Below are 15,762 nucleotides of genomic sequence, written 5' to 3' on the forward strand. Positions count from 1 at the left end.
CGAAACCAGTTGAGGTGGTCCTATTTCCGGAATCATCGGTAGCGACCGCAGTTATTTCAAAGGTTCCTGTGCCTAATGGGATCCATTGGATCGTAAATGCATTGCCGGACCCAGATGAATCTACTCCACTGCCAATTAACACACCGTCAGCGAAAAATGATACCCCAGTGATTGATCCATCTACATCTGTAGTGAAGGCTGAAAGTGTGATTGCCGATTCCTCTGTTATATCCTCGCTAGGCACAAATAAATCTACTTCAGGCGCTTGATTCGCGGTGACACTGACGGTCACTGCAGCAGATCGAGGACCTTCGAAGAAGCCTGTCTCAGTAGCACTCACTGAGATGTCGAACGTGCCGCTAGAAATAGGCTCCCAATTAAATTGATAGGGAAATGTAGACGTTGAGCCGAGTAATACGTCGTTTATAAAGAAGTCTACAGTGACGTCACCAGAAATCCCTAGACCTGAGGATGTCACACTAGCATTTATCGTAACGGTGTCACCGACCTTAAAAGCGTCGCCACTTGAAGGGCTAGAAACACTCGCGAGAGGGGCGGCCGGAATGGTAAATTCTAAGCTAAAGGATGCTGCGGTTGATGATATACCGTCTTCATCTATCGCATAGAGTGTATAATCATACACTCCCCCCTGCTGTACATTTACCAAGGAAAGGCTGTTCGTTGTCCCGACACTCGTTGTGCTCGCTTCAATCGAATTGCCTCGGAAAAGAATTACTTCGTCCACAACGCCGTCAGTGTCAGACGCAGAGAAGAAGACCTCTACAGACGTCCCAACAGAAAATTCAGAACCATCTGCAGGAGACAGGAGTGTGATCGTCGGCGCGACAGAATCGCTAACAGAATAATTGATAACTGGGTCAGAGACCGTTATGTTCCCAGCATCGTCTCGCGCAGTAGCCGTCAGAGTAAAATTACCTACTGAATCATTCGCTACGGTGAAACTATTCGTGCCGCCAGTTGCACTTGGGGTAACCGTAGCAATGGGAAAACCCGATCGCTCGAGTGTGAGCTCATTTAGGTTTCCATCGATATCAATAGTGCGGACGTCCAGAGTGAAGCTCGAGCCAAGAGAGAAGTCTCTTCCGTCGACCGGATCTTCGATAACAACGACAGGACTTGTAGAAACGACTGTATAGGTCGCAGTGGCCATCTCCTGATCGCCGTCATTATCAGTTGCGGTAACGGTAACGATATAATTCCCGGTTTGGATTAGCTGATTTGCACCAATAGAGAATGAAAAAGGAAAGGTTGCATCATTATCGGTAATAAGTGAGTCCCCGGAACCATTTGAGATGTCTAAGTCGATACTCACAACAAAACCATCGGGGTCACTCGCCGCGACTCCGATATCGAAACTTCCGCCAATGAAGACCGTGCGGTCGCCGCCCGCTATGGATACATCGGGATCCAATGCAAAAAGACCTTGGGAACCTAGTCCAAAAACTGTGACGCATACAATTTTGAGTAAATTTAAAGAGGAGAAATTGATCATTTTCGAAATGAAATTTTGATTAACGATTGCGCTCAACATTGCCGCCAGGCGTAGAGATTACTGGGTTTTGGAAGAGCGCATTTGCTTCGATGCCGCGGTAAGCCTGGCGGCTTGGAGAGCCTCCGGGGGAGACCAAGTTGGCGGTAACGAAAATCATAAGATTTCGCTTCAAGCTGGACTCGCCTTCATTTCGAAACAAGCGGCCGACCAAGGGGATATCACCAAGAAAGGGAACCTTGTCTTCGACAAATTTGACCTCCTCACGAACGAGACCGCCAATCACGACTGTGGCACCATCGTAGATGGTTACCTCAGTCCTTACCTCTCGCGTAGAAAAAATTGGCTGATAGAAGCCCGGTGGAACAGTGGCTGTACTGTTTCCGGAGATCGCCACACTCGGTCCGCCATATTCAACAAAACCTTCAAATTCGGTGACTTTTGGCTCGAGGAGTAAGCTGATGTTATCGTTATCTTCCACAGTCGGTGTCACTTCCATTTCGACACCGACGTTCCTTGAGGTAAAATCTTGTGGAGTTCCCGCTGTGATCGCAATCGATGAGGAGCCCCCGGTATTGTTAGTATTATTTCCTCCTCCTGAAGCAGTTGCTGAGATATCTCTATAACTTTCTGGATAAATTAACTCCTGGGCCACAGTGATTTGTGCCGTCTTTCCATTCAACACTGTCAGTCGGGGTGCACTCATAAGATCACTTCCTGAGGCACGTTCGAGGGCATTGATCATAACGCTCACGTCTGCGCTTCCGATTGTCCCGACGATCGCACCGATGGGACTCGATCCCGAACCAAAATCAAGTGAGTTTGGGAAAACTGGCGGTGCGTTCGATAGCTCTCGCTGATTAGTGTTTGTTGTGATCGTCGTAGTAGTATTATCTGGGTCGACATTGAACCTGTCGTTAACTGTCTGAGGACTTGTATTGAAGGTCTTATCGTAAAGTAACTGCGGTAAACCGTCGGACCCGATTATCACGTTACCATTTGAGTCGAACTGTGGACGTCCATCTCCAGTGATGGACCAACTGAATCCAAGTTCTTCCAACGCCCCCTCATTCACCTCGAGAAACTTTGCCTCGATCTCGACCTGTTTGGTCTGGTCGTATCTCCGGAGGATATTTCTGAGTTTCTCTACGTTTTGAACTGTTTGAGTGACAATCAGCTGAGTGCCATCAAACGCAAGACTTGCACCAGAGACTGTGGTGAAAGGCACACCGGCCCGCTCGAAAAAGCCTTTGAGCCGTTCTTCATCTTCGCTGCCAGAACCTCCGCCACCTCCGTTGCCAAAGGGCGAAGCAACAGAAGGAGGTGCAAACGGATCCACAACCGCGGCGGCAGATCCACCGCCGCCTTGGTTACGCCCACCGCCAGTGAGACGCAGGACCGTAGCACGTGAAACTGGGAAAAACTCTGTCACTAAACTTTCTTGGCCGCCAGAATTGGAACTGGGACGCATCGTTACGACATCCTGCTGGACATTGTATTCGTAGTTAACCTGTTGTGAAACAAGGCGAAGAATCTGTTCGAGCGATAGCCCGAAGACAGTGAGACTCACTTTGGGGTCCGTTGCTTCATTGACCTGGTAACCAGGGATGATATTAACTCCCGGAGTAACGAATAGTGAATTGCCTTCAACATCCTTCGGGCTGTATTCAATGGATAGCTCAGAGAGTGTCTGTAGAACACGAGAAAGGCTCTGCCCTGTGAAGGAAACTCGAGGAATTTTTGTTTCGCGGAGTTTTTCCAAAATTTCCTGATTCTGAATCGCCACACTTGTCTCCTCCTCAATCCGATCCGTAGAGACGCGGGGCCGACTCCAAGATTCAGAAACTTCTCCGATCATCTCGGCCCGAGTGCGATAGCGAGATATCTCGATAGCTTCGCGTTGACGTTTGGCAATTATCTCTTGGAAGCGTTTAGCAGCGGCGTTCCGAGGATCCAATACCTCGATATTTTCTAGAGTTCGTGAGGCACCTGCATAGTCCCCATTGAGAAATTGGACACGGGCGGTAACAAGAAAGTCCTCGATGAGCCGCTGATCGCGAACGAATTCTGGACTCACGCTCTCAATTGGAACCAAGCTAGGATCTGTAGCAGCATTCTTGTAACGTTCCTCTACTTTTGCTAATTGCTCGGTATTCCCGTAGGTCTGGCGGTGCGAGGTGATCATGGACTCTGCACCAGCCAAATCCTGATTTACCACCGCATCTTCAATACGTAAAATGCTGACCCGTTCTCTGGCAGCTTCAAGTCTTTCAATCGTTGGCGTGGTCTTAGGACCAGGAACAAGCCTTCTAGCAACCCCTTCTAGCAAACGACGAGCCTCTGCAAACTCTCCGTTTCCGGCAGCTAACTCTGCAGCGGTAATATCAGTGTTACTCTCTTCTATCAGGCGCTGCTGCGCCGCTTCTGCTTCACGGATGAGTCGATCTAAGTCTTCGGTATCACCAGAAGAGTCTGATTGAGCAAATAAGGAACTTGAGGCGAATACGACCGTAGCAAAAGCTACTGTCCAGTGCCTGAAGAATTTTGGGGCAAGCAGGTAAATCACTGGATTTTAGTTATATAGTTAGAGCAGAGAATTAGATTAAAAAGGGCTATGCTGGAAAAAGACCACTATAGATCAAAAGCATTGAAGATAGACTCGGGCTGTTGGGTGGCGTCCTGCTGACTCCCAATAGACTCAGGACTGGTGCCAGGACTTTGAATGGTCTCAATTGATGAGCTGAGAAGTGTCTCTGTTTCGTCTAAAACATCATCATCTGGGGTCAGCTTTGTAAGCGTTACGGATGCTCTACCCTCATCAACGATCTCGTCGATGGTATAAGTGTATCCATTCAATAAAAAGGATGGTGAGCCAGACTCCACCTCAACGCGCTCAGCCGTAATTGTCGATTCAAAGCCGAGCGTGAATTCATCCAAAAACTTTACCTCTCCCATGTTAAGGCTGACAGACTCACCAAGTCTTTCATCAAAGATGACCAGACGCTCAGTCACCATGATGACACCATCATCGTTAAATTCCCTTTTAATGATGATATCTTCAATACGCGCCCCTTTATCGGGTAGTGCGTCACCGATCCTGGCACGGATGGTCTGGGTGAGGCTATCTACCCCTGATTTGTCAAATATGAGCGCCAGGCTCTTTTTGGAATCGAGTGGATCTTCTTGAACATATCCCTCAAATTGAAATCGGTATTCTTTTTTGGTAAGGCCCAAAAACCTGACACCAAATGGATCTGGAGCTGTAGGAACTGCAGGTGGCTGGGCAGAAAAACTCCCATCACGATCTATAAAAATTTTCGGAGGCGTGAACACTCCAAATAGCCATAGAGGCTCGTCACTGTCTTGAGGTTGAGGTTTTGACCATGAGGGTGACAACTCTGGGAATACCGGAACTTCGATTGTGTCTAGTTCTACTAAAAGCGGTGCGTCAACAGGCGTGTTGATTCGAGGGTCCGCAATCTCAACCCCACCCAACAAAGTCATGCCAACTACAACGGCGAGCACCACAATCCCGATGACCAAAATAATCATACCCAAATACTTATTCATCTGCCACCTCCTCCGCTGTCTCGATTCCTGGCGCTAACACCACTTCAACGTATTCTAAGGTCACAATGAACTCGCTCGTGTTATTATCTACAACAGGTTTTTGTGAGGCATCGGCTTGGCTTGGGCTGGATCCACTACTTCCAAGAAGTTGAGAAAGGCCTGCAGCGGATGGATCTATTGTATCTTGCTCTTCTTCAATTCGTTGCACCTCGATACTTCTGACGACGACCGGAAGGTCGAAGGAAGCGAGGGACGAAAGAAACGCTCGCAGTGATTCCGTATATCCCGAAAATCTAACCTCGAATGCCAATGTCGAAACAGCCCCATCGATGGAAGCAGAAACGGCGGGTAGAATCTCGAAATGATCGCCTTGCGCACGCAGGCGTCTACGCGGGTTACTCATGCGCTTGAGCACTGCTTCGCGGCGTGATGCATCCACCTCAATGTGCTGTCGTGCGATTCGGTTAACCTCTATGGGATAGAAATCGGAAGCAGAATCAAAAAGCCGAGAAACGATGTAAGTCAGCACCTGTCTTTGTTTGTCCAACTCTTCAACAATCGATCGGCTCGGCGTAGGAGCCTGCCCTACATACCTAGAAAACCCAAACCCTTCTTCCTCAACGACAGTGATATTTGGATCCTGTTCGGCTCTTCTGGTGAAGTCTCTGATATACTTTTGAAGGACAGGAAGAAAGATAACCGGGTCTTTTTCTAGCTCCATCTTTCTATCTGAAGTCAATCGACTTACAGAGTCTGCATAGGCCTCCTCAAGGGCAGCGAGACCAGCCTCAGCGGCCATTAGGTTCCCCGCAACCGGAGTCGGAAACATCGAAAGAGCAGATCGGTAATCACGTTCGGCGCGCTCTGCTGCACGCGTTGCCTTCCCCAAGCGAGATGAGGCCATAAATGACATTACAGAGCCCGCTATCACTGCGACAACAAGCAACCCGCACAAAGAGCTGAAGAGAGGATGTTTTTTCAGAAAATCCATGCTATAGTGGACGGTTCGGGTCCACATTTAGAGTAACCTTAAAGGGTAACAGATTAAGACCTTCATCAATAACCGAAAAGTCTATTTCTGGATCTGAAGCATTTAGGAAAAATTCACTTTGGATAAGTTCGTTTGTCAAAGACCTCAGTCGATTCGAGATAGCTCTAGGGTCAATTGTATCTCCAGTAAGTGCTCGCGATGCATCATCACGTAATAAAATCCTTCCTGAAATGGTGAGAGAGTAATTGGTCGTTAATTTTTCCAATACCAACGGGTTGCCGAAGTCATCAAACTCCTCGCTGCTCTCTACTGTTTCGACAACCTGGGTCCGGTCTACAAAAAGATCATCGAGCCAAGTGTCACCCACAGAGTTCAACGATGCCTGCAATTCATCAAAAAAGAAAATCCAATTGAAACGCGACTGGGTCAGTGTCTCTAACTTGCTGATCTTTTCCGCGACCAATTCAGCCTCGGCTTGGATGGCTGAAATTTCGTCAGATGTCGCTCGGAAGGCAGGTGTAGCTTGGCTGTAGGCTAACTGGTTACGTTCAAGTGCATCGGCAGCACCTGACATCGAAACGAAGGGTAAAAAACTTGCTACAGCGAGACAGCTAAGGCCCGCCAAAACGAGCGGCTTCTGCTTATTCAGCACCCTTTCAGCTTGTATGTGCTGAGGGAGTAGATCCGCGAATGCAGGACTTTCAAGCTGAGCGTGGCTTGCGACCCCCACGATTTCAGAAAGTTGAAACCGCATGATACTCATTTTGTCGTTCGCCGCCAGAGAATCACTCAGCTTAATCGAATCGATAGGGTCGAAGTAATCTATCGATACCTTCTGTTTCTCGGCGAGATATTCAGAGAAGCCGCTCAGCAAAGATCCTCGCCCAGTCAAAAGGATTCCCTCGAGGCTCTTCCCTTTGTTCTGACGGCGATAATTGACGACTGAGCGCGTGATTTCTGTGCTCATCCGCTGCATGAATTGCTGCGCGCAACCCAAAACCATCTTCACGTGAGGATCATCTTCAGCAAAGGACTCCGCTCCAGAGAAAAATTTTACTTTAAAGGACTCTGCCTTGTTGAACGAGACGCCCATCGAATCGGCGATCTGTTGGGTCAGCGAATTCCCACCCAGTGAAATATTGCGAATAAAGAAACCGTTTTCGGAAAAGAAAATTAGGTTCGAGGCCCGGGCTCCCACATTGATGAGAAGCTTATTATCAGAAGCATCACCCAAAGATGCTTTCACTGCGTTGTAATCGAGGATCGAAGCCGCCGTTACTTGTTGGATATTTAATCCGATCGCAAAAAGCTGATTAACAAAACTGAGAATAAAATCATTTTTTACAGCAATGAACAGGCAGTCCGTTTCAATGCCATCATCACCGACGATTTCGCTGTCCCAAACCACCTCATGCAGCGGATACGGGATGTTCTGTTGTGCTTCAAAAGCTATAATTTGGGCTCTCTGAGACTCGTCTACATGGGGAATCTTGATCGACTTTGTCAGCAGACGAAATCCAGGTAAAACGAGCGTCGCGCTTTTACCCTTCAATTTGTTGTTCTCAACGATTTCCTTCAGCGTAACAATGGTAGCTGAAAGCCAATCGTCATCAGAAGATATGTCATAATCTAGCTCTTCGGAAATGAGCTGAGAAAGCATATGTTTTCCGTCCGACTGTTCATCGAATACAGCAACACACAGGTTACTCGCACCACAGTGCACGGCAAGAGGGGTAAAGGAAGTCATTAGGCAGGGGTATTGAAACCGCTAATTGGCGGTTAAAGGTGCTGATAGAGAATCAGTCAACAGGAAATCCCTCAGGGCGTCTGAATATGGGCAGTCCACGGAGGTTGCCTCCCAAAACTCCAGGATTGATATAAAAAGGTCGCAGGATTCCGTCATTCTGTTGACCCTCCGGTCCCTCAGAACGCTGTTTTAGTGAACGGATCGCCTCGGCGTTTCCGCGGATATTATCTGACACGAAATCTGGGCTAAAGGCTAGAGCTTCACCATCAACTATGATTTCTATGTAAAATGCAAAAGGCTCGGCCCTGAGCCGATCTCGCTCGACGATGGGTCCCGGGAGGATGAAAGGAACGACAAAAGAATCACCATGTTTGACCGTTAGCACCTCGGCCGAAGATCTATAATAAGTAAATGAACCGTCTGCCAGCTGATAACTCAGATGCGGGACGACCTTAATGTTGTTATCGTAGCCAGACTCTGTGTCATCGCGGACTGAACGTAACTCGATAGTAATGATATTCCAATCGTCTCGGCTCTGATCAAAGTCGATACTCCGGAGTTCAATTACTCCAAAAAGTGCCAGTGGTGTGAGCAGAAGGGTCAAAGTAATTCGAAGCATAATCGTTTGCGAGGATGTCGATAACGAACCAGGCTGAATTCGATCAACCCTAAATCCCAACAAAATAGCGAATGAAGCCACATAAGATCAGTACTCTTCTTTTCATTACGGACCCAGATGATCGCTTACTAATGATTGAAAGAAAGAAAGCTCCAAATCTCGGAATGTGGAGCCCTCCAGGTGGAAAGCTCGAGACCCAGACCGGCGAATCCGCACATCAGTGTGCCGTAAGGGAGGCATACGAGGAGACAGGTATGCAACTCAGCATCAATGACATACATCTTTTCGGAATGGTAAGCGAGCGCGGCTATGAAGGAGCAACGCATTGGCTCATGTTCCTTTTCCACGTCATCCCTCCGCTCGAGGCACTTCCAAAGTCCATAGACGAAGGGACATTCTCGTGGTTCTCTCGTGCAGAGATCGAGTCGCTTCCCATTCCACCCGGCGACAGCGAACTGGTTTGGCCCCTATTCGATGAGAAAAGAACTGGATTTACCTGCGTTCACGCGGACTTTCAGGGCGACAACCTCGAAATAGAGATTGAAGAATCAATGTAACTCACCATCCCTTTTTGTTCTTTCAGGCCATCAAAGCTGCTAAACGGCGCAATTCACCTGAATACTTTCTTATGGAGGATTACTCTCAGGCACCGATAAACAAGTCCCTGTCGGATGATGACAAGATACGTCTCTACCACGACATGGTCCGCATCCGAATCTTTGAACAGCACGCTCTCCAAGGCTATCAGCGCGGAAAGATGGGCGGCTTCTTACATCTATATATTGGACAAGAAGCGACCGCGGTCGGCACAGTCTCACTCATGGGAGATGACGATCACGTCATCACCGCATACCGCGACCATGGCCATGCTTTGGCAGTGGGGATGAACATGAATGAATGTATGGCAGAGCTGTATGGAAAATACACGGGCTGCTCCAAGGGCAAGGGAGGATCGATGCACTTCTTCGCACCTGATAAAAATTACTGGGGCGGGCACGGAATCGTTGGAGGCCAGACGCCTCTCGGTGCCGGCATCGCATATGCCCTAAAATACCAAGAAAAAACAGGTTGCTGCATGTGTTTCTTAGGCGACGGTGCTATCAACCAGGGCGCTTTCCATGAATCACTAAACTTGGCAGCTCTGTTCGATCTGCCTGTTGTCTACATCATCGAAAACAACGGATATTCCATGGGCACATCACAAGTGCGCTCATCTGCCCATCCCAAAGAGGGTTTGGCAGCGCGCGCAGAAGGTTATGGCATGGACTGGGATATTATCGACGGCTCAGACCTCTACGCAGTGCGCGCCGGAACTCAAAAAGCCATCGAGCGAGCACACAAAGAATCGCGGCCAACTCTTCTAGAAATAACCACATATCGATATTACGGGCACTCCATAGCCGATGCGAACCACCAAAAATATCGCACCAAAGAGGAGATCGAAAACTACAAAAAGAACCAAGACCCCATAAACCTGTTCGAACAAAAGCTCATCGAAGAAAAAATTCTCACGGAAGACGCTGCCAAGGCCATCACCAAGGAAGCTAAAGAAGAGGCAAAAACCTCAGTCGAATTCGCGGACAACAGCCCATTTCCTCCTGCCGAGGAGATATTCACGGACGTATATTGGGAAGTGGACAACCAAACCGATGCCGGGAAAACCGGAAAACACTTTTTCAACTCTCTCGAAAGCTAAGCCGACATGCCTGCACTCACTTACCGCAAAGCTCTCAATGAAGCTTTCGCAGAAGAAATTCAACGCGATCCGAACGTCGTCCTCATGGGCGAGGAGGTCGCTCAATACAATGGCGCTTATAAAGTCACCGAAGGACTCTGGAAAGAATTCGGCGACAAGCGTGTGGTCGACACGCCCATATCTGAAGCTGGCTTCATCGGCATGGCAATCGGTGCCTCTATGTTAGGTATCCGCCCTGTCGTAGAACTTATGTTTTACAGCTTCGCCTATGTGGCCTGGGACCAAATGGTAAACAATGCCGCGGCAGTACGCTACATGTCTGGTGGTGCGATCAATTGCCCAATTGTTATCCGTGGACCTGCTAATGGCGGTACTAACGTCGGCTCAACACACTCGCACACACCCGAGAACCAAGCGGCAAATTTCCCTGGATTAAAGGTCGTCTACCCGGCTACTGCCTACGATGCCAAAGGAATGATGAAAGCTGCGATCCGCGACAACGATCCGGTCTTCTTCATGGAGTCCACATCGCTCTATGGCGTGGAATGGGAAGTTCCAGAGGACGACTATATTGTTCCTCTAGGTAAGGCAGACATCAAGCGCTCCGGATCAGATATCACGATCATCTGTCACGGCGGAGCTGTCATGACTGCACTTGAAGCGGCAAACATCCTTGAGGAGCAACATGAAATTGATGTCGAAGTCGTGGACTTGCGCTCGATCCGCCCTCTCGACGAATCGACTATGGTTGAGTCAGTCAAAAAGACAAACCGCTGCTTGGTGCTTGAAGAAAATAAGCCTTTCTGCGGCGTCGGTGCTCAAATCGCTTCCACAATCCAAGAACAGGCGTTCGATTACCTAGATGCTCCGATTGGACGAATTTCCTCGCTCGACGCTCCCCAGATTTACTCCATGCCTCTGGAGAAAATCCAAATTCCAGATGCCCATCTCGTCGTAAAGCGCGTGCTTTCTATGCTCTAAACTCCAAAAAATTACCACGAAGCACTCTAAAACCTATCCATGGCTACAATTATCGAAATGCCCAAACTGAGCGACACCATGACAGTGGGAACGCTCGTCACCTGGCTCAAAAAAGAAGGCGACCCCGTTGCATCGGGAGACATGATTGCCGAAGTCGAAACCGACAAGGCAACGATGGAGGTCGAAAATTTTGAAGATGGCATCATCCTCAAAGTCTACGTCGCCGAGGGAGAACAGGTAGATATCGGTGCTCCGATCTGTGCCATCGGAGAAAAAGGTGAAGACATTCCAGAAGTCGGAACCAGTTCATCTGCTCCGAAAACAGAAGCTGCTGAAGAGACGCCAAAGGAAGCCTCCGCTTCCCCCGCACCCACAGCCCCCGAGCCTACTACAATCGCGGCAACAACTCAGGCACCTAGCAGTTCAGATAGTCGCGTTAAAGCCTCTCCCCTTGCTAAGAAAATCGCTGCTGAAAAAGGCATCGATCTGGCCTCAATCACCGGCAGCGGTCCCAACGGTCGTATCGTGAAAGCGGACGTCGAAAACACCAAACCGATTCCTGCCAGCGAGACAGCAGCCGCGCCAGCGCCTGTCATTTACTCAGGAGCCGGTATTCAGGAGGCCAAGTCCGTCCCCGTTTCCAATATGCGCGGAACAATCGCCCGCCGCCTGCTCGAATCGAAAACACAGATCCCGCACTTTTACCTCAGCATCGAGGTTAATGCCACAGCCCTCATCAAATTTCGCGGTGAGCTCAACGCAGGATTAGAGTCTCAGGGCGTTAAACTCACGGTCAACGATCTCATTCTTAAAGCAGCGACAGAAGCTCTGCGCCGAGTCCCATCGCTCAACGCGTCCTGGATGGGAGACCACATTCAATACCATGATGCGGTCAACATGGCTTTCGCCGTACCGATCCCTGACGGCCTACTTACGCCAACGATCATGGACGCTCACCTGAAAAGCATCCGCACCATTAGCCAGGAGGCCAAAGCTCTTATCAAGAAAACCCAGGCCAAGAAACTCACCCCTGCCGAGATGAGTAACCACACCTTTACCGTCTCAAATATGGGTATGCCCCGCCTGGGAATCTCCAATTTCTTCGGCATTATCAACCCGCCTGACGCGGCTATTCTTTGCGTAGGGGCATCGGTGGCCAAACCCGTCATCAGCCCAAAGGGCGACGTCGTTCCTGGCCAAATTATGAATCTCGCACTCTGCTGTGACCACCGCGTTGTGGATGGAGCTGACGGAGCGGAATTCCTCAGCAGCCTGCGAGACATACTCGAGACTCCAGCACTCATCCTCGCATAAACGGAGGTCTCATTTCTGATTCTTTTCCCGAAAGCCTCGGGCTTTGTTGACAAAACAGGGCCACGGGGCTTTCGCTCGTTTAAAGCCTTAAATTCAGCCAGCTAGACGCGACCACTATGCCCACTGACCCAATCCAAGAGAAAGGATTCGAGAAGATCGACAGCGATCTCACCTTCCTCATCGACTGCCTTCACGAAATTCTCAACGAAGTGGGGGAGCCTCATCTAGCGACTGCTCTGCCGTGGTGGAACGGCTATACTGGCTTGACCGAGGAAGCACACACCTGGCGACTAGGCCAAGCATACACCATCGCGTTCCAACTCCTCAACATGGTCGAGGAAATGGTCTCACTTCAAACCCGCCGCCAACGCGAGAGCGATGCTAAAAGCAACGGCGAGAAAGGCCTATGGTATGCAGAGATACAGCGGCTCAAAGACCTCGGCTACACTGGGGAAAAAATCGCAGAAGAACTGCCATTCATTCGCGTTGAGCCCGTGCTCACGGCGCACCCAACAGAAGCAAAACGGTCGACAGTACTCGAACAACACTCCGAGCTCTACCGCCTACTCAACCGACGCGATAACACGGTTTACAGCCCCGACGAGCAACAGACCATCCGCCGAGCCATCAAGACGAACCTACAGCGCCTGTGGCGTACCGGTGAAATACGTCTCACCAAGCCCGAAGTCGCTGATGAGCGCAAGGGTATGCTCTTCTATTTCCGCGAGGCTTTTCCTCGGGTAATTCCTCAACTGGACGAACGCCTGGAACAAGCTTGGGAAGCCCATGGATTTGACGTTAATCTGATCCAACACCCCACTCAAAGACCCCAGCTCCGCTTCGGATCTTGGGTTGGGGGCGACCGAGACGGCCATCCCTTTGTGACCGCTCAAGTCACTGAGGAAACGCTGGCCGAGATGCGATTAAGCGCCCTGAAAGTGCTGGATCGGCAACTGGCTGACCTACCACGCAAACTATCACTTTCTGCGCGCCTTCAAGAGCCACCCAAGTTTTTAATCGAAGCGGTGGAACGCTTGAGTAAAGAGCTCGATGCCCGGGCAGCACACATCCTGAACCGCAATCCCCAATTCGAACCGTGGCGCGTCTTTGCCGGGCTAATTCGTGAAAAGCTGCCCATCAACGTCGAGCACGCATCGGACATATCACTCGATGAACGCCAAGAAAACTATACTATCGCCGCAGAACTGATTGAAGACCTCGAACTCCTGCGCCGTTCTCTCACCGAAATAGGCGCAGAGGCTATCGCATATCAGGATGTCGATCCCGTTATCCGCCTTGCCCATATTTTTGGATTTCACCTCGCCTCCCTGGATATCCGACAAAACAGCGCTTTTCACGATAAAGCCATCAGCCAGCTCCTCTCTGCAGCAAGCATTCCCGATGGAGAAAATTTCGCCGATTGGCCTGAGGACAAACGCGTTTCTTTTCTGAGCGAAGAACTGAAGTCTCCACGCCCTTTTGTCTACAAGTTCGCCAAAGACGGCACGGAGGCGGATAAGGTCCTCAGTTGCTACCGTGTCCTCGAAAGGCACATCGCTCAATACGGCACCGCCGGCATCGGTTCGTTTATTGTGAGCATGACGCGACAAGTTTCCGACCTTCTCGCAGTCTACGTCCTAGCTCGCGAAGCAGGCATCACTTACAAAAACAGCGATGGCCAGCTCGTCTGCCGCATCCCAGTCGTACCTCTACTGGAGACCCTAGACGATCTTCGTAATGGAGCCGAGATCATGGATGCTTTCCTTGCACATCCTGTCACTCAAGCCAGCCTCCCGTTGGTGCAAACGGCTGCAAATCGTCAGGGAATCCACCCGTCGATTACGCCAGTCCAACAAGTCATGGTCGGCTACAGCGATTCCAACAAAGACTCCGGAATCCTAGCGTCACAATGGGGACTCTTCACCGCACAGCGTGCCATTACCCAAGTCGGCACCAAGCATGGGGTGAATATGCAATTCTTCCACGGAAGAGGCGGCACAATCTCGCGTGGTGCTGGCCCAACCCACCGCTTTATGGAGGCGCTGCCCTCCGGGTGTGTAAATCGAGATTTCCGTCTTACTGAGCAAGGCGAGACCATCGCGCAAAAATACAGCAACCGCGCCACGGCAGCCCACAACCTTGAATTACTCCTCGCCTGCACCACAGGAACAAGCCTGGCGAATCCGAAGCCGGATGATTCGGAACCCGAATTCAAAGACATCTACGAACAGCTCACTCACGACAGTTCTGAGAAATATCGAGGCCTCCTCACCACCAAGCAGTTCATGGATTTCTATAATTTCGCCACCCCCGTGGATGCCTTAGAACACTCGGCCATCGGTTCGCGCCCAGCTCGACGCACAGGCAAACGCACCTTGGGCGACCTCAGAGCCATCCCATGGGTCTTCAGTTGGTATCAATCTCGATTCTACCTTCCAGGATGGTTCGGTGTCGGCACCGCACTCCAAAATCTTGAGACTCATAATCCAGAAGGCTTCGAGGCCCTGCAAACAAAGCTCAATACTTGGCCGCTTCTCAAATACGTCCTCACCAACGTGGAAACCAGCTTGGCATCCGCGGATTCAAAAATCATGAGCGACTATGCAAGCCTGGTTCCGAACTCAGCAGTAAGAGAGAAATTCATGGGCATCATTTCCGAGGAGATGGCGCTCACTGCCGAATACCTCAACAAAGTCTTCGGCAAGGCATACAACGAACGGCGCCCCCGAATGACCAAAACACTCGCACTCCGCGAAGAAGCCTTGCGCGTGCTCCATGCCGAGCAAATTGATCTCATCAAAAAATGGCGCGGCTACCGAGAAGCAAACGATACAGATAGCGAAAAAGACATCCTTCCACGCGTGCTGCTTTCAATCAATGCGATCGCATCCGGATTGAGAACGACAGGGTAGCTCCATACTGTCTCAAAAAATCGCCCAGACAATGAATTCAAACAAACCCAACTTTATCATCATCCAAGGAGAGGATTCAGGGAGACATCTAGGCTGTTATGGAGTAACTGATGCCCACACACCACATCTAGATCGCCTAGCAGCAGATGGCTGCCGGTATGATTTGGCTTTTTCTACCGCTGGGGTGTGCGCTCCTAGCCGCGGCTGCATGGCGACTGGCCGATATCAATGGAGTTTGGGAAACCATCACATGCGTTCCTCCCTGAAAAACGCCCCAAAAGTTTTCACTGAGCAACTCAGATCGGACGGTTACTTCGTAAGCTGGGCTAATAAAACAGACTTTAATTCACAGCCATCCCATAGGGATGCGCTAAAAAATTAAAAAGTGGTTGGCTCTGGCGGACTTCCGATCAAGGAAGTCA

The 15,762-nt window shown here is 50.0% G+C and carries 12 protein-coding genes; 6 read left to right on the forward strand and 6 right to left on the reverse strand.

Annotation, left to right across the window (positions count from 1 at the left end):
• The 6 genes from HRU10_13475 to HRU10_13500 form a co-directional block, all read right to left on the reverse strand.
• A partial coding sequence (locus HRU10_13475; protein NRA28240.1) for an Ig-like domain-containing protein occupies positions 1 to 1,513 on the reverse strand: 1,513 nt, incomplete at its 3' end.
• A gap of 19 nt (positions 1,514 to 1,532) precedes the next feature.
• Positions 1,533 to 4,076 (reverse strand): hypothetical protein, encoded by a 2,544-nt coding sequence (locus HRU10_13480; protein ID NRA28241.1) that lies wholly within the window; start codon positions 4,074 to 4,076, stop codon positions 1,533 to 1,535.
• Between the two features lie 65 nt (positions 4,077 to 4,141).
• On the reverse strand, positions 4,142 to 5,080 hold the full coding sequence (locus HRU10_13485; protein NRA28242.1) for a hypothetical protein: 939 nt from the start codon (positions 5,078 to 5,080) through the stop codon (positions 4,142 to 4,144).
• The gene (locus tag HRU10_13490) at positions 5,073 to 5,984 is read right to left on the reverse strand and encodes a hypothetical protein (GenBank protein NRA28243.1); all 912 of its coding nucleotides are present in this window, start codon (positions 5,982 to 5,984) and stop codon (positions 5,073 to 5,075) included. The genes HRU10_13485 and HRU10_13490 overlap by 8 nt, the downstream gene beginning before the upstream one ends.
• A gap of 88 nt (positions 5,985 to 6,072) precedes the next feature.
• Positions 6,073 to 7,818: a pilus assembly protein PilM gene (pilM, locus tag HRU10_13495; protein ID NRA28244.1), complete on the reverse strand. Its 1,746-nt coding sequence runs from the start codon at positions 7,816 to 7,818 to the stop codon at positions 6,073 to 6,075.
• A gap of 52 nt (positions 7,819 to 7,870) precedes the next feature.
• The gene (locus tag HRU10_13500) at positions 7,871 to 8,437 is read right to left on the reverse strand and encodes a hypothetical protein (GenBank protein NRA28245.1); all 567 of its coding nucleotides are present in this window, start codon (positions 8,435 to 8,437) and stop codon (positions 7,871 to 7,873) included.
• A 71-nt stretch (positions 8,438 to 8,508) separates the two neighbouring features.
• Here HRU10_13500 and HRU10_13505 point away from each other — a divergent pair, with 71 nt between their 5' ends.
• The 6 genes from HRU10_13505 to HRU10_13530 all read left to right on the forward strand — a co-directional run bounded on the left by HRU10_13505 (position 8,509) and on the right by HRU10_13530 (position 15,722).
• Positions 8,509 to 8,994, forward strand: coding sequence for an NUDIX domain-containing protein (locus HRU10_13505; GenBank protein NRA28246.1), 486 nt, complete (start codon positions 8,509 to 8,511; stop codon positions 8,992 to 8,994).
• A gap of 71 nt (positions 8,995 to 9,065) precedes the next feature.
• Positions 9,066 to 10,133: a pyruvate dehydrogenase (acetyl-transferring) E1 component subunit alpha gene (pdhA, locus tag HRU10_13510; protein NRA28247.1), complete on the forward strand. Its 1,068-nt coding sequence runs from the start codon at positions 9,066 to 9,068 to the stop codon at positions 10,131 to 10,133.
• Between the two features lie 6 nt (positions 10,134 to 10,139).
• Complete coding sequence (locus HRU10_13515) at positions 10,140 to 11,114, forward strand: alpha-ketoacid dehydrogenase subunit beta (protein NRA28248.1); 975 nt, start codon at positions 10,140 to 10,142, stop codon at positions 11,112 to 11,114.
• Between the two features lie 39 nt (positions 11,115 to 11,153).
• Positions 11,154 to 12,428 (forward strand): pyruvate dehydrogenase complex dihydrolipoamide acetyltransferase, encoded by a 1,275-nt coding sequence (locus tag HRU10_13520; protein NRA28249.1) that lies wholly within the window; start codon positions 11,154 to 11,156, stop codon positions 12,426 to 12,428.
• A gap of 116 nt (positions 12,429 to 12,544) precedes the next feature.
• Complete coding sequence (locus tag HRU10_13525) at positions 12,545 to 15,340, forward strand: phosphoenolpyruvate carboxylase (GenBank protein NRA28250.1); 2,796 nt, start codon at positions 12,545 to 12,547, stop codon at positions 15,338 to 15,340.
• A gap of 31 nt (positions 15,341 to 15,371) precedes the next feature.
• Positions 15,372 to 15,722 carry a sulfatase-like hydrolase/transferase gene (locus tag HRU10_13530; GenBank protein NRA28251.1) on the forward strand — a complete coding sequence of 117 codons (351 nt, stop codon included), beginning with the start codon at positions 15,372 to 15,374 and terminating at the stop codon, positions 15,720 to 15,722.
• Positions 15,723 to 15,762: the final 40 nt, after the last annotated feature.

The organism is Opitutales bacterium (assembly GCA_013215165.1).
In the GTDB taxonomy this organism is placed as follows: domain Bacteria; phylum Verrucomicrobiota; class Verrucomicrobiia; order Opitutales; family JABSRG01; genus JABSRG01.

What these genes read in the sequence shown, in the direction of transcription:
- pdhA (NRA28247.1), top strand. Translation starts at nt 9,066, where the DNA reads ATGGAGGATTACTCTCAGGCACCGATAAACAAGTCCCTGTCGGATGAT.
- pilM (NRA28244.1), bottom strand. Translation starts at nt 7,818, where the DNA reads ATGACTTCCTTTACCCCTCTTGCCGTGCACTGTGGTGCGAGTAACCTG.
- HRU10_13530 (NRA28251.1), top strand. Translation starts at nt 15,372, where the DNA reads ATGAATTCAAACAAACCCAACTTTATCATCATCCAAGGAGAGGATTCA.
- HRU10_13505 (NRA28246.1), top strand. Translation starts at nt 8,509, where the DNA reads ATGAAGCCACATAAGATCAGTACTCTTCTTTTCATTACGGACCCAGAT.
- HRU10_13485 (NRA28242.1), bottom strand. Translation starts at nt 5,080, where the DNA reads ATGAATAAGTATTTGGGTATGATTATTTTGGTCATCGGGATTGTGGTG.
- HRU10_13520 (NRA28249.1), top strand. Translation starts at nt 11,154, where the DNA reads ATGGCTACAATTATCGAAATGCCCAAACTGAGCGACACCATGACAGTG.
- HRU10_13515 (NRA28248.1), top strand. Translation starts at nt 10,140, where the DNA reads ATGCCTGCACTCACTTACCGCAAAGCTCTCAATGAAGCTTTCGCAGAA.
- HRU10_13500 (NRA28245.1), bottom strand. Translation starts at nt 8,437, where the DNA reads ATGCTTCGAATTACTTTGACCCTTCTGCTCACACCACTGGCACTTTTT.
- HRU10_13490 (NRA28243.1), bottom strand. Translation starts at nt 5,984, where the DNA reads ATGGCCTCATCTCGCTTGGGGAAGGCAACGCGTGCAGCAGAGCGCGCC.
- HRU10_13525 (NRA28250.1), top strand. Translation starts at nt 12,545, where the DNA reads ATGCCCACTGACCCAATCCAAGAGAAAGGATTCGAGAAGATCGACAGC.